Source organism: Enterobacter cloacae complex sp. P1B (assembly GCF_014982345.1).
GTDB lineage: Bacteria > Pseudomonadota > Gammaproteobacteria > Enterobacterales > Enterobacteriaceae > Enterobacter > Enterobacter bugandensis.
The window spans coordinates 481,212-492,894 of sequence record NZ_JADCLF010000006.1; the positions used below are offsets into that span (position 1 = coordinate 481,212).

Sequence of the window (11,683 nt, forward strand, 5' to 3'; positions counted from 1 at the left end):
GGGCCTGTCGCCCTCAGCTCAAAAACCGTTTAGTTTGCGATCGCGTGCCCACTCTTGCGGGGTGAACGCTTTAATCGACAGGGCGTGGATGCGGTTATCCGCAATATATTCCATCAGCGGCGCGTACACAGCCTGCTGCTTCTTCACACGGCTCATACCGTCGAACATCTCACCCACAGCAATAACCTGGAAGTGACTGCCATCGCCAGTGACGTGGGCTTCCTGAAGGGAGAGTGCATTCATCAGCACTGTCTGGATTTCATGATTTTCCATGGGCTCTTAATCATCTGATAGTGAAAACAAGCCCAACATCTTAGAGCAAAGTGGCGTCGTCTTAAACAAGCAAAAAGCCCCGACGATGAAACTGTCAGGGCTTTCAGAAGTAACGCACTGAAAATATTAACGAGGCAGTACATCCTGAGGCAGATTGTAGAGTTGCGCAAGGGTAACGACATTGTCACTCGCGCCATGAAGCATGACGCTTGTTCCCTGCTTTTTGCCCACGGCAACCAGATGGGCGAGCAGCGCAACGCCTGCCGTATCCACCCGCGTGACGTCGGTTAAGTCGATAAGCGTCACGCCCTGCATCGCCTCATGGCGTTTATCCCACAGTGGGTTCAGCAGATCCTGGTCCAGCTCACCGGACAGCCTTAACGTCTCACCTTCACGCGACCAGCGAAGTTGCTGCGACATTACTTCTTCTCGTCCAGGGTAATTTTCTGACGAGCAATGGACTGCAGCTGTGCGGTCAGGCCATCAATGCCCTTGGTGCGCAGCAGGTCGCTCCACTCGTTCTGCTTGGTGGTGATCATGCTTACGCCTTCGGCGATCATGTCATACGCCTGCCAGTGGCCGGTCTGGCTGTTTTTACGCCACTGGAAATCCAGGCGCACCGGCGGACGGCCGTTAGGATCGATGATCGTTACGCGAATAGGCACGATGGTCGCATCACCCAGCGGCTGCTCCGGGGCGATCTGATAGGTCTGACCGTGGTACATCGCCAGCGCCTGACCATACGCCTGCTTCAGGTATTCACGGAATGCGGCAAAATAGGCCTCACGCTGCGCAGGCGTCGCGTCTTTGTAATAGCGGCCCAGCACCAGCGCTCCCGCATATTTGATCTGCACATACGGCAGCAGTTCCTGGTCAACCACGTCACGCAGATAGTCAGGATTCGCGCGAATTTTTGGCTGTTCGTTTTTGAGACGGTCGAAGGTTTTCTTCGCAGCTTCGTCCATCAGTTTGTACGGGTTGCTCTGATCCGCAGCATGTACCGCAGTGAGAGGGGCAATGACCAGCATGGCAACCATTAACAGTCGTTTAAACATGAATGACTTCTCCTGAATTAATTCGCAGCACCAGGGGTCGGCGCAACGTTGGTATGGTCTTCACTCTGCGCAGGGGCATCGTCAGACTTTTTATCATCCCCTTTACTGTTGTAAAGGAACTGACCAATCATGTCCTCCAGCACCATCGCGGACTTAGTATCCTGGATAACGCTACCGTCTTTAAGGATAGTCGTTCCCAGCTCAGGATCTTCAAAGCCGACGTTAAGTGCCAGATATTGTTCACCCAGCAGGCCGGAAGTACGGATAGAAAGGGAGCTGGTGTCCGGAATGTGGTTGTAACGTTCTTCGATATCCATCGCGACGCGCGGCAGATACGTTTTCTCATCAAGCGTAATGTCAGATACGCGGCCGATCACCACACCGCCAATGCGGACCGGTGAACGCGCCTTCAGCCCGCCGATGTTATCGAACGTGGCATAGATGCGATACGTCGGCTCGGTGCGTACTGAGGTGATATCCGCCGCTCTCAGGCAGATAAACAGCGCCGCCAGCAGCGCCAGCAGCAGGAAAACGCCGACCCAAATTTCATTTTTTCTCGTTTGCATGAACTCAATTCCCAAACATCAGTGCGGTGAGCACAAAATCCAGGCCCAGTACGGCCAGCGACGAATGTACGACAGTACGTGTAGTTGCACGGCTAATGCCCGCCGACGTCGGGATAGCATCGTAACCATTGAACAATGCAATCCAGGTGACCGTAATGGCAAACACCACGCTTTTAATCAGGCAGTTAACCAGATCCATTCGCAGGTCGATGGCGTCCTGCATCGCGGACCAGAAGAAGCCGGCATCGATGCCTTTCCAGTTGACCCCAACCAGCGAACCGCCCCAGATCCCCACGGCGACAAACAGAATAGTCAGTAGCGGGAGCGAGATCACCCCCGCCCAGAAACGCGGCGAGATCACGCGACGCAGCGGATCGACCGCCATCATTTCCATGCTGGATAGCTGCTCGGTGGCACGCATCAGGCCAATCTCAGCCGTTAATGCCGACCCAGCGCGCCCGGCGAACAGCAGTGCCGCCACAACCGGACCCAATTCGCGCAGCAGCGAAAGCGCCACCAGCATTCCGAGGCTGGTTTCCGCACTGTAGGTTGTCAGAACAAGGTAGCCCTGCAGCCCCAGCACCATGCCGATAAACAGACCGGAAACAATAATGATGAGCATCGACAGCACGCCGACATTATAAAGCTGACGCACCAGCAGAGGGGCGTGCTTACTAAACTCCGGCTTGCCGACCAGCGCGTTGAATAACATCAATCCGGCACGCCCGAACGTCCTGATGGTTTTTATGCCACGGTGTCCGAGAGCGGCCAACGCATTTAACAGCATGAGTGGCTTAACTCCCTATTCCCAGTAAATCGTCACGATAATCGCCCGCCGGGTAGCGGAACGGTACGGGTCCGTCAGCAATACCGTCGAGGAACTGCCGCACGCGTGGATCGCAATTTTCCTGCAGCGCCTGGGCGCTGCCGTGTGCAACGATCTTTTTGTCCGCCACGATATAGGCGTAATCGGCAATGCTCAACACTTCCGGTACATCGTGAGACACCACGATACAGGTGACGCCGAGCGCGCTGTTCAGTTCAGATATGAGCTTTACCAGCACGCCCATCGTGATGGGATCCTGCCCGACGAACGGTTCGTCGAACATGATTAAATCGGGCTCTAATGCAATGGCTCGCGCCAGCGCGGCGCGGCGCGCCATCCCGCCGGACAGCTCCGAAGGCATTAGCTTCGCGGCTCCCCGCAACCCCACAGCTTCAAGCTTCATCATCACCGTGCTTTTCAGCAGCTCAGGCGGCAGGCTGGTATGCTCGCGCAGCGGATAGGCCACGTTATCAAAGACGTTCATGTCGGTGAACAACGCCCCCGACTGAAAGAGCATACTCATACGTTTGCGGACAGTATACAGGCGCGAGCGCGACATCTCCGGGACGTTTTCGCCATCGAAGAGGATTTCACCGCTATCCGGTGGGATCTGACCACCAATAAGACGCAGGAGGGTCGTTTTACCGATCCCGGACGGCCCCATGATGGCGGTGATTTTGCCACGCGGTACGGTCAACGAAATATCATCGAATATCAGTCGATTGCCGCGAGAAAAACTCACACCGCGGACATCGACGATATTCGCCATCGTTTGGCTCATTTATAGTTCCTTTCTTACCCTGCTCACGTTAAGACGTGCAGCCTGAATCAGCCCTTAACCCCGCATTTTTACAGAATATTAGCCGTTGAGGTTAGCGAAAGCTGGCATTTGTTTTACTTTTCCGGCGCATAAAGTCAAAATTAGGAATTCGTTACGCCTCAGACCGTATGCAGTCCAGCCATTCCCGCGCGATGGACCGACAAGTATACCTGAAGAAAGGACTTTTGATGCTTTTAGCAACAGCACTGTTAATCATTGGTTTACTGTTAGTGGTCTACAGTGCTGACCGTTTAGTCTTTGCTGCATCTATCCTGTGTCGCCTGACGGGTGTACCGCCTGTAGTCATCGGGATGACCGTGGTCAGCGTTGGCACGTCACTTCCTGAAATCATCGTCTCCGTCTCGGCGTCGCTGCATGGTCAGTTAGACCTGGCAATTGGCACCGCGATTGGCTCTAACATCGTCAATATATTACTGATTTTGGGCCTTGCGGCACTGCTCCATCCATTTCGCGTGCATTCTGATGTTCTGCGCCGTGAATTGCCGCTAATGTTAGTCGTAAGCCTGCTGGCAGGGTGCGTATTTTATGATGGCGTATTGAGCTATAGCGACGGCATTTTCCTGCTGGCGTTGGCCGTCATCTGGTTACTGTATAGTGTTAAAATTGCCCGCCAGGCGGAAAAACAGGGTCAGGATAGCCTGACGCGTGAACAGGTTGCCGAACTCCCGCGTGAAGGCACGCTGCCGGTCGCCCTCCTCTGGCTTGGCGTTGCGCTGATCATCATGCCGATGGCAACGCGCATGGTCGTGGATAACGCGACGGTACTGGCGAACTATTTTGCCATGAGCGAACTGACGATTGGCCTGACGGTTATTGCTATCGGCACCAGCCTGCCGGAGCTGGCCACCGCCATTGCGGGGGCACGTAAAGGGGAAGATGACATCGCCATTGGTAATATCATCGGCTCCAACATATTTAATATCGCGATTGTCATGGGCCTGCCGGCTCTGATTACGCCGGGGCCGTTTAATCCTCTGGCGTTTTCACGCGATTACGGGGTGATGTTGCTGGTCAGCGTGATATTTGCCCTGCTCTGCTGGCGGCGGCAACGCCAGATCGGCAAAGGCGCAGGCGCGCTGCTGACGGGTGGATTTATCGTATGGATGGCGATGCTGTACTGGCTCTCGCCTCTTCTCTCTGGGTAAACGGAAACGCATTATGTCGCAAATAGAATTGCAGCCGGGTTTTGACTTTCAGAAAGCAGGCAAAGAGGTTCTGGAGATTGAACGTGAAGGTCTGGCGCAGTTAGATCAGTACATTAATCAGGATTTTAGTCTGGCATGTGAGAAGATATTCTACTGTGCCGGGAAAGTCGTGGTGATGGGGATGGGCAAGTCCGGCCACATTGGGCGCAAAATGGCGGCAACGTTTGCCAGCACCGGAACCTCGTCCTTCTTTGTACACCCGGGGGAAGCCGCGCACGGCGACCTGGGGATGGTCACGCCGCAGGATGTCGTTATCGCGCTGTCCAACTCCGGTGAGTCCAATGAAATTCTGGCATTGATCCCCGTACTGAAGCGTCTGCAGGTGCCGCTGATTTGCATGACCAGCCGTCCGGAAAGTAGCATGGCGCGTGCGGCCGATATTCATCTGTGCGTTAAAGTACCGAAAGAGGCCTGCCCGCTCGGCCTGGCACCAACGTCCAGCACCACCGCCGCGCTGGTCATGGGCGATGCGCTTGCCGTCGCGCTGCTTGAAGCCCGCGGTTTTACGCCGGAAGATTTCGCGCTCTCCCATCCGGGCGGCGCGCTGGGGCGCAAGCTGCTGCTGCGGGTAAACGATATTATGCACACCGGGGATGAGATCCCTCACGTCAGCAAAGAAGCCTCCCTGCGTGATGCGCTGCTGGAAATCACCCGTAAGAATCTGGGTATGACGGTCGTGTGCGACGATCTGATGAAAATTCAGGGGATCTTCACCGATGGCGACCTGCGTCGCGTGTTCGACATGGGTGTAGATGTCCGCACGCTCGGCATTGCCGATGTGATGACGCCCGGCGGCATTCGCGTGCGTCCGGGAACGCTGGCCGTGGATGTGCTGAACCTGATGCAGTCCCGCCATATCACCTCCGTTATGGTTGCCGATGGCGACCAGTTGCTGGGTGTGGTACATATGCATGATCTGCTGCGCGCTGGCGTAGTGTAATAAAGGATAAGACAATGAGTAATGCGGGTGCATCCCTTGCAACCTGTTATGGTCCGGTCAGTACCCAGATGATGGCAAAGGCGGAAAATATTCGTCTGCTCATTCTGGATGTGGATGGCGTACTTTCCGATGGCCTGATTTACATGGGCAATAATGGTGAAGAGCTGAAAGCGTTTAACGTTCGCGACGGCTACGGTATCCGCTGTGCGCTCACCTCGGGTATTGAGGTTGCTATCATCACCGGACGAAAAGCTAAACTGGTAGAAGACCGCTGTGAAACCTTAGGCATTACCCATCTTTACCAGGGTCAATCCGATAAGATGGCAGCGTTCAATGATTTACTGGGTAAACTGGCTATCGCACCGCAAAACGTGGCCTACGTCGGGGACGACCTGATTGACTGGCCGGTGATGGCTGAAGTCGGTCTCAGCATCGCGGTTGCTGATGCTCATCCGCTGTTGATCCCGCGCGCTGACTACGTTACCCACATCAACGGTGGCCGGGGTGCCGTCCGTGAAGTCTGCGATCTGCTTCTGCTGGCGCAGGGCAAGCTTGATGAAGCCAAAGGGCAATCGATATGAGTAAAACCAGACGTTGGGTTATCATTCTGCTTTCGCTTGTCGCACTGGTATTGATTGGCGTGAACCTTGCCGATCGCGACGATACGCAAACGGAAGTCGTCAACAATAACGATCCAACCTATAAAAGCGATCACAGCGACACCGTGGTCTATAGCCCGGAAGGTGCGCTGAATTATCGCCTGATTGCCCAGCACGTTGAATACTTTTCCGATGACGGCGTTTCGTGGTTTACCCAACCTGTCATGACCACTTTCGATAAAGACAAAGTGCCGACGTGGTCAATTAAGTCAGATCGGGCCAAACTGACAAATGACCGTATGCTTTATCTGTATGGCCACGTTGAAGTCAACGCCCTGACCGCTGACTCGCAACTGCGAAAAATTACGACGGATAATGCCCAGATCAACCTGGTAACCCAGGACGTGACGTCGCAGGATCTAGTCACACTGTATGGCACAACATTTAATTCCAGCGGTTTAAGAATGCGCGGGAACTTACGCAGCAAGAACGCCGAGCTGATTGAAAAGGTTAGAACCTCCTATGAAATTCAAAACAAACAAACTCAGCCTTAAAGTAATTATCGCCAGCGCGATGCTGGCGGCCAGTCTCCCCGCGCTTGCTGTAACGGGCGATACCGACCAGCCGATCCATATCGAGTCCGACACCCAGTCTCTCGATATGCAGGGTAACGTCGTCACCTTCACGGGTAACGTCGTCATGACTCAGGGGACCATCAAAATTAACGCCGATAAAGTGGTCGTTACCCGTCCGGGCGGCGAGCAGGGCAAAGAGATCATTGATGGTTACGGCAACCCGGCCACCTTCTACCAGATGCAGGACAACGGCAAGCCGGTGAAGGGCCACGCCTCGCATATGCACTATGAGCTGGCGAAGGACCTGGTCATCCTGACCGGAAACGCGTATCTGGAACAGCTGGACAGCAATATTACCGGTGACCAGATTACCTATCTGGTGAAAGAGCAAAAAATGCAGGCCTCCAGCGAGAAAGGCAAACGCGTAACCACCGTGCTGGTTCCGTCGCAGCTGCAGGACAAAGGCAAGGGCCAGGCCCCGGCACAGAAGAAGAGTAACTAATTCGCTATGGCAACATTAACTGCAAAAAATCTCGCGAAGGCCTATAAGGGCCGCCGTGTCGTAGAAGATGTCAGTCTGACCGTCAACTCCGGCGAAATTGTGGGCCTGCTTGGCCCGAACGGTGCGGGTAAAACCACCACCTTCTACATGGTGGTGGGTATTGTGCCGCGCGATGCCGGCAACATTATTATTGACGATGAAGATATCAGCCTGCTGCCGCTGCACGCCCGCGCGCGCCGTGGCATCGGCTATCTGCCGCAGGAAGCCTCTATTTTCCGTCGTCTGAGCGTCTTTGATAACCTGATGGCGGTCCTGCAAATTCGCGACGACCTGACCAACGAACAGCGTCAGGATCGCGCCAACGAGCTGATGGAAGAGTTTCATATCGAACACCTGCGCGACAGCCTGGGCCAGGCCTTGTCCGGGGGGGAACGCCGTCGTGTTGAGATTGCGCGCGCGCTGGCCGCCAATCCGAAGTTTATCCTTCTGGATGAACCGTTTGCGGGCGTTGACCCGATCTCCGTTATCGACATTAAACGCATTATCGAGCATCTGCGTGACAGCGGACTTGGCGTGCTGATCACCGACCACAACGTTCGTGAAACGCTGGCGGTATGTGAACGCGCGTATATCGTGAGCCAGGGCAATCTGATCGCTCACGGTACGCCGCAGCAGATCCTCGAAGACGATCATGTTAAGCGCGTCTATCTTGGGGAAGACTTCAGACTCTGATAGGGTAGAGGTAACGTAACGCCGAACCGGAGAAAAATGCTCTGAACATGAAGCAAGGTTTGCAATTAAGGCTCAGCCAACAACTGGCGATGACGCCGCAGTTACAGCAGGCAATTCGTCTGTTGCAACTGTCCACCTTAGAACTCCAGCAGGAGCTCCAGCAGGCGCTGGACAGCAATCCCCTGCTGGAGCAAGCCGATCTTCATGACGAGGTAGATACCCAGCAGTCACAGGACACAGAAGCACTCGACACCGCGGATGCACTCGAACAAAAAGAGATGCCGGACGAGCTTCCGCTGGATGCCAGCTGGGATGAAATCTATACTGCCGGTACCCCTTCCGGCACGCGTGCAGACTACCAGGACGACGAGCTACCGGTCTACCAGGGCGAAACCACCCAGTCGCTGCAGGATTACCTGATGTGGCAGGTAGAGCTTACCCCCTTCTCCGATACCGACCGCGCCATTGCCACCTCGATTGTCGACGCCGTTGATGACACCGGTTATTTGACCGTCACGCTGGACGACATTCTGGAAAGCATGGGCGATGAAGAGATTGAGATTGAGGAGATTGAAGCGGTACTGAAACGCATTCAGCGCTTCGATCCGGTCGGGGTGGCCGCGAAGGATCTGCGAGACTGTCTGCTGATCCAGCTTTCTCAGTTCAGCAAAGAGACGCCGTGGCTCGACGAGGCACGCTTAATCATCAGCGATCATCTGGATCTTCTGGCTAACCACGATTTCCGCACCCTGATGCGCGTGACGCGCCTGAAGGAAGAGGTGCTGAAAGAGGCGGTAAATCTGATCCAGTCCCTCGATCCGCGTCCCGGTCAGTCGATCCAGACCAGCGAACCTGAGTACGTTATCCCGGACGTGCTGGTCAGAAAACACAATGACCGCTGGGTCGTTGAACTGAACTCTGACAGCATCCCTCGCCTGCAAATCAACCAGCAGTACGCCTCCATGTGTACCAGCGCGCGCAACGACTCCGACAATCAATACATTCGCAGCAATCTTCAGGAAGCGCGATGGCTGATCAAGAGCCTGGAGAGCCGGAATGATACCCTGCTTCGCGTGAGCCGCTGCATCGTCGAACAGCAGCAGGCCTTCTTTGAGCAGGGCGAAGAGTATATGAAACCGATGGTGCTGGCGGATATCGCCCAGGCCGTCGAGATGCATGAATCCACTATTTCCCGCGTTACTACGCAGAAGTATCTGCACAGTCCGCGCGGTATTTTTGAGCTTAAGTATTTCTTCTCCAGCCACGTGAACACCGAGGGTGGCGGCGAAGCCTCCTCAACGGCGATTCGCGCCCTGGTGAAGAAGTTGATCGCCGCGGAGAATCCCGCGAAGCCACTAAGTGACAGTAAGTTGACCACCATGCTGTCCGATCAGGGTATTATGGTGGCACGTCGTACTGTTGCGAAGTATCGAGAGTCTTTATCCATTCCGCCGTCTAACCAGCGTAAACAGCTGGTCTGACACAACCGATAAGGAAGACACTATGCAGCTCAATATCACAGGACATAACGTCGAGATTACTGAGGCTTTACGTGACTTCGTGAACGCTAAGTTCGCGAAACTCGAGCAGTATTTCGAAAGGATCAATCAGGTCTACGTTGTGTTAAAAGTGGAGAAAGTGACTCATATCTCGGATGCAACCCTGCATGTTAACGGGGGTGAACTCCATGCCAGTGCGGAAGGGCAAGACATGTACGCGGCTATCGACGGCTTGATTGACAAGCTTGCGCGACAGCTCAATAAACATAAAGATAAACTGAAACAACACTAATTGTCCGGGCAGTTAACGGGTGCAGGACGGCCTGTTGTGAAACACAACGGGCCATTTGTACAGTTAGCGCTTAGGTGAAATTATGATGAACAACGATTCCGCTCTTCAACTGAGCAATGTCCTTAACCAGGAATGTACCCGCAGTGCCGTTCACTGCCAGAGCAAAAAACGTGCGCTGGAGATCATCAGTGAATTAGCTGCAAAACAGCTGGGCCTGCCGCCGCAGGTGGTGTTCGAAGCCATTCTGACCCGTGAAAAGATGGGCAGTACCGGTATCGGCAACGGCATCGCGATCCCGCACGGCAAGCTGGAAGAGGATACCCTGCGTGCCGTCGGTGTGTTTGTGCAGCTGGAAACCCCAATCGCTTTTGACGCCATTGATAACCAGCCCGTCGATCTCCTCTTCGCGCTGCTGGTGCCTGCCGACCAGACCAAGACCCACCTGCATACGCTTTCGCTGGTTGCTAAACGTCTGGCGGATAAAACCATCTGCCGTCGACTGCGCTCAGCCCAAAGTGATGAAGAGCTTTATCAAATTATCACTGAAGCAGAAGGCAATCAGGATGACGCATAACCAGGTGATGGCCTTCACATCTGTTGTCCTGAGGAGAAACGGAACATGGTGCTGATGATTGTCAGCGGTCGTTCAGGGTCGGGGAAATCCGTTGCTCTGCGCGCGCTGGAAGACATGGGTTTTTACTGCGTCGATAACCTGCCGGTCGTGTTATTGCCCGATCTGGCACGCACGTTAGCGGAGAGACAAACCTCCGCCGCCGTCAGTATCGACGTTCGTAACATGCCGGAATCGCCAGAGATCTTCGAACAGGCAATGAGTAACCTGCCTGACGCGTTCTCGCCTCAGCTGCTGTTCCTTGATGCCGACCGCAATACCCTGATCCGCCGCTACAGCGACACCCGTCGTCTGCACCCGCTTTCCAGCAAGAATCTCTCGCTGGAGAGCGCCATCGACGAAGAGAGCGATCTGCTTGAGCCGCTGCGCTCTCGTGCCGATCTGATTGTCGACACCTCAGAGATGTCCGTTCACGAGCTGGCGGAAATGCTGCGAACCCGGCTGCTGGGCAAACGCGAGCGCGAGCTGACGATGGTGTTCGAGTCCTTCGGCTTTAAGCACGGTATTCCGATTGATGCGGACTATGTTTTCGACGTGCGCTTCCTGCCGAACCCGCACTGGGATCCTAAACTGCGTCCAATGACCGGTCTGGATAAGCCCGTGGCGGCGTTCCTCGACCGACACACAGAAGTTCACAATTTTATCTACCAGACGCGAAGCTACCTTGAGCTATGGTTACCTATGCTGGAGACAAACAATCGTAGCTACCTGACAGTGGCGATTGGCTGTACCGGCGGTAAACATCGTTCGGTCTACATCGCCGAACAGCTGGCCGACTATTTCCGCTCGCGCGGTAAGAACGTTCAGTCCCGTCATCGCACGCTGGAAAAACGTAAAACATGACCGTAAAACAAACCGTTGAGATCACCAATAAGCTGGGCATGCATGCACGCCCGGCGATGAAGCTGTTTGAGCTGATGCAGGGTTTCGATGCAGAAGTGCTGCTGCGTAATGACGAAGGCACCGAAGCGGAAGCCAACAGCGTAATTGCGCTGCTGATGCTGGACTCCGCCAAAGGGCGTCAGATTGAGGTTGAAGCCACCGGTCCTCAGGAAGAGGAAGCTCTGGCAGCGGTAGTTGCGCTGTTTAACGCCGGGTTCGACGAAGATTAGGCCTGCTATTCTGGCGGGTGGCGCTGCGCTTACCC

At 54.8% G+C, this 11,683-nt stretch carries 17 protein-coding genes; 11 read left to right on the top strand and 6 right to left on the bottom strand.

The window, feature by feature from the left end; translation table 11 throughout:
• Nucleotides 1-18: 18 nt before the first annotated feature.
• From ibaG to mlaF, 6 genes are all read right to left on the bottom strand, one after another.
• Nucleotides 19-273, bottom strand: a complete 255-nt coding sequence (gene ibaG, locus INF77_RS06990; protein ID WP_008501458.1) for a BolA family iron metabolism protein IbaG — start codon at nucleotides 271-273, stop codon at nucleotides 19-21.
• 126 nt (nucleotides 274-399) lie between these two features.
• Nucleotides 400-693: a lipid asymmetry maintenance protein MlaB gene (gene mlaB, locus INF77_RS06995; RefSeq protein WP_045630728.1), complete on the bottom strand. Its 294-nt coding sequence runs from the start codon at nucleotides 691-693 to the stop codon at nucleotides 400-402.
• Complete coding sequence (gene mlaC / locus INF77_RS07000) at nucleotides 693-1,328, bottom strand: phospholipid-binding protein MlaC (RefSeq protein ID WP_047367051.1); 636 nt, start codon at nucleotides 1,326-1,328, stop codon at nucleotides 693-695. Before mlaC ends, mlaB begins: the two co-directional genes overlap by 1 nt.
• Before the next feature lie 17 nt (nucleotides 1,329-1,345).
• On the bottom strand, nucleotides 1,346-1,894 hold the full coding sequence (gene mlaD, locus INF77_RS07005) for an outer membrane lipid asymmetry maintenance protein MlaD (protein ID WP_041911946.1): 549 nt from the start codon (nucleotides 1,892-1,894) through the stop codon (nucleotides 1,346-1,348).
• Nucleotides 1,895-1,898: 4 nt separating this feature from the next.
• On the bottom strand, nucleotides 1,899-2,681 hold the full coding sequence (mlaE, locus tag INF77_RS07010; protein WP_045630729.1) for a lipid asymmetry maintenance ABC transporter permease subunit MlaE: 783 nt from the start codon (nucleotides 2,679-2,681) through the stop codon (nucleotides 1,899-1,901).
• 7 nt (nucleotides 2,682-2,688) lie between these two features.
• Nucleotides 2,689-3,501: a phospholipid ABC transporter ATP-binding protein MlaF gene (gene mlaF, locus INF77_RS07015; RefSeq protein WP_028014565.1), complete on the bottom strand. Its 813-nt coding sequence runs from the start codon at nucleotides 3,499-3,501 to the stop codon at nucleotides 2,689-2,691.
• 227 nt (nucleotides 3,502-3,728) lie between these two features.
• On the opposite strand from mlaF, the gene INF77_RS07020 reads away from it, so the two are divergent.
• The 11 genes from INF77_RS07020 (at nucleotide 3,729) to npr (ending at nucleotide 11,648) form a co-directional block, all read left to right on the top strand.
• Entirely contained in the window at nucleotides 3,729-4,706 is a 978-nt protein-coding gene (locus tag INF77_RS07020) for a calcium/sodium antiporter (RefSeq protein ID WP_028014566.1), read from the top strand.
• Between the two features lie 13 nt (nucleotides 4,707-4,719).
• A complete protein-coding gene (kdsD, locus tag INF77_RS07025; RefSeq protein WP_028014567.1) occupies nucleotides 4,720-5,706 on the top strand; it encodes an arabinose-5-phosphate isomerase KdsD in 987 nt (328 codons plus the stop codon).
• 14 nt (nucleotides 5,707-5,720) lie between these two features.
• A complete protein-coding gene (gene kdsC, locus INF77_RS07030; RefSeq protein ID WP_193532313.1) occupies nucleotides 5,721-6,287 on the top strand; it encodes a 3-deoxy-manno-octulosonate-8-phosphatase KdsC in 567 nt (188 codons plus the stop codon).
• Nucleotides 6,284-6,859: an LPS export ABC transporter periplasmic protein LptC gene (gene lptC / locus INF77_RS07035; protein WP_028014568.1), complete on the top strand. Its 576-nt coding sequence runs from the start codon at nucleotides 6,284-6,286 to the stop codon at nucleotides 6,857-6,859. Before kdsC ends, lptC begins: the two co-directional genes overlap by 4 nt.
• Nucleotides 6,828-7,382 carry a lipopolysaccharide ABC transporter substrate-binding protein LptA gene (gene lptA / locus INF77_RS07040; protein WP_028014569.1) on the top strand — a complete coding sequence of 185 codons (555 nt, stop codon included), beginning with the start codon at nucleotides 6,828-6,830 and terminating at the stop codon, nucleotides 7,380-7,382. The genes lptC and lptA overlap by 32 nt, the downstream gene beginning before the upstream one ends.
• Nucleotides 7,383-7,388: 6 nt before the next feature.
• The gene (gene lptB, locus INF77_RS07045; protein ID WP_028014570.1) at nucleotides 7,389-8,114 is read left to right on the top strand and encodes an LPS export ABC transporter ATP-binding protein; all 726 of its coding nucleotides are present in this window, start codon (nucleotides 7,389-7,391) and stop codon (nucleotides 8,112-8,114) included.
• A gap of 47 nt (nucleotides 8,115-8,161) precedes the next feature.
• Nucleotides 8,162-9,595 (top strand): RNA polymerase factor sigma-54, encoded by a 1,434-nt coding sequence (gene rpoN / locus INF77_RS07050; RefSeq protein WP_028014571.1) that lies wholly within the window; start codon nucleotides 8,162-8,164, stop codon nucleotides 9,593-9,595.
• Between the two features lie 22 nt (nucleotides 9,596-9,617).
• Nucleotides 9,618-9,905 carry a ribosome hibernation promoting factor gene (hpf, locus tag INF77_RS07055; RefSeq protein ID WP_014171818.1) on the top strand — a complete coding sequence of 96 codons (288 nt, stop codon included), beginning with the start codon at nucleotides 9,618-9,620 and terminating at the stop codon, nucleotides 9,903-9,905.
• Nucleotides 9,906-9,987: 82 nt separating this feature from the next.
• Nucleotides 9,988-10,479: a PTS IIA-like nitrogen regulatory protein PtsN gene (ptsN, locus tag INF77_RS07060; RefSeq protein ID WP_008501443.1), complete on the top strand. Its 492-nt coding sequence runs from the start codon at nucleotides 9,988-9,990 to the stop codon at nucleotides 10,477-10,479.
• Nucleotides 10,480-10,524: 45 nt separating this feature from the next.
• A complete protein-coding gene (gene rapZ, locus INF77_RS07065) occupies nucleotides 10,525-11,379 on the top strand; it encodes an RNase adapter RapZ (protein ID WP_014885397.1) in 855 nt (284 codons plus the stop codon).
• Nucleotides 11,376-11,648: a PTS phosphocarrier protein NPr gene (gene npr, locus INF77_RS07070; protein ID WP_025756690.1), complete on the top strand. Its 273-nt coding sequence runs from the start codon at nucleotides 11,376-11,378 to the stop codon at nucleotides 11,646-11,648. Before rapZ ends, npr begins: the two co-directional genes overlap by 4 nt.
• Nucleotides 11,649-11,683 lie beyond the last annotated feature (35 nt).

Bases quoted from the DNA above. Each gene is read 5' to 3' on its own strand.
- ibaG (WP_008501458.1), bottom strand. From the start codon at position 273: ATGGAAAATCATGAAATCCAGACAGTGCTGATGAATGCACTCTCCCTT.
- mlaB (WP_045630728.1), bottom strand. From the start codon at position 693: ATGTCGCAGCAACTTCGCTGGTCGCGTGAAGGTGAGACGTTAAGGCTG.
- mlaC (WP_047367051.1), bottom strand. From the start codon at position 1,328: ATGTTTAAACGACTGTTAATGGTTGCCATGCTGGTCATTGCCCCTCTC.
- mlaD (WP_041911946.1), bottom strand. From the start codon at position 1,894: ATGCAAACGAGAAAAAATGAAATTTGGGTCGGCGTTTTCCTGCTGCTG.
- mlaE (WP_045630729.1), bottom strand. From the start codon at position 2,681: ATGCTGTTAAATGCGTTGGCCGCTCTCGGACACCGTGGCATAAAAACC.
- mlaF (WP_028014565.1), bottom strand. From the start codon at position 3,501: ATGAGCCAAACGATGGCGAATATCGTCGATGTCCGCGGTGTGAGTTTT.
- INF77_RS07020 (WP_028014566.1), top strand. From the start codon at position 3,729: ATGCTTTTAGCAACAGCACTGTTAATCATTGGTTTACTGTTAGTGGTC.
- kdsD (WP_028014567.1), top strand. From the start codon at position 4,720: ATGTCGCAAATAGAATTGCAGCCGGGTTTTGACTTTCAGAAAGCAGGC.
- kdsC (WP_193532313.1), top strand. From the start codon at position 5,721: ATGAGTAATGCGGGTGCATCCCTTGCAACCTGTTATGGTCCGGTCAGT.
- lptC (WP_028014568.1), top strand. From the start codon at position 6,284: ATGAGTAAAACCAGACGTTGGGTTATCATTCTGCTTTCGCTTGTCGCA.
- lptA (WP_028014569.1), top strand. From the start codon at position 6,828: ATGAAATTCAAAACAAACAAACTCAGCCTTAAAGTAATTATCGCCAGC.
- lptB (WP_028014570.1), top strand. From the start codon at position 7,389: ATGGCAACATTAACTGCAAAAAATCTCGCGAAGGCCTATAAGGGCCGC.
- rpoN (WP_028014571.1), top strand. From the start codon at position 8,162: ATGAAGCAAGGTTTGCAATTAAGGCTCAGCCAACAACTGGCGATGACG.
- hpf (WP_014171818.1), top strand. From the start codon at position 9,618: ATGCAGCTCAATATCACAGGACATAACGTCGAGATTACTGAGGCTTTA.
- ptsN (WP_008501443.1), top strand. From the start codon at position 9,988: ATGATGAACAACGATTCCGCTCTTCAACTGAGCAATGTCCTTAACCAG.
- rapZ (WP_014885397.1), top strand. From the start codon at position 10,525: ATGGTGCTGATGATTGTCAGCGGTCGTTCAGGGTCGGGGAAATCCGTT.
- npr (WP_025756690.1), top strand. From the start codon at position 11,376: ATGACCGTAAAACAAACCGTTGAGATCACCAATAAGCTGGGCATGCAT.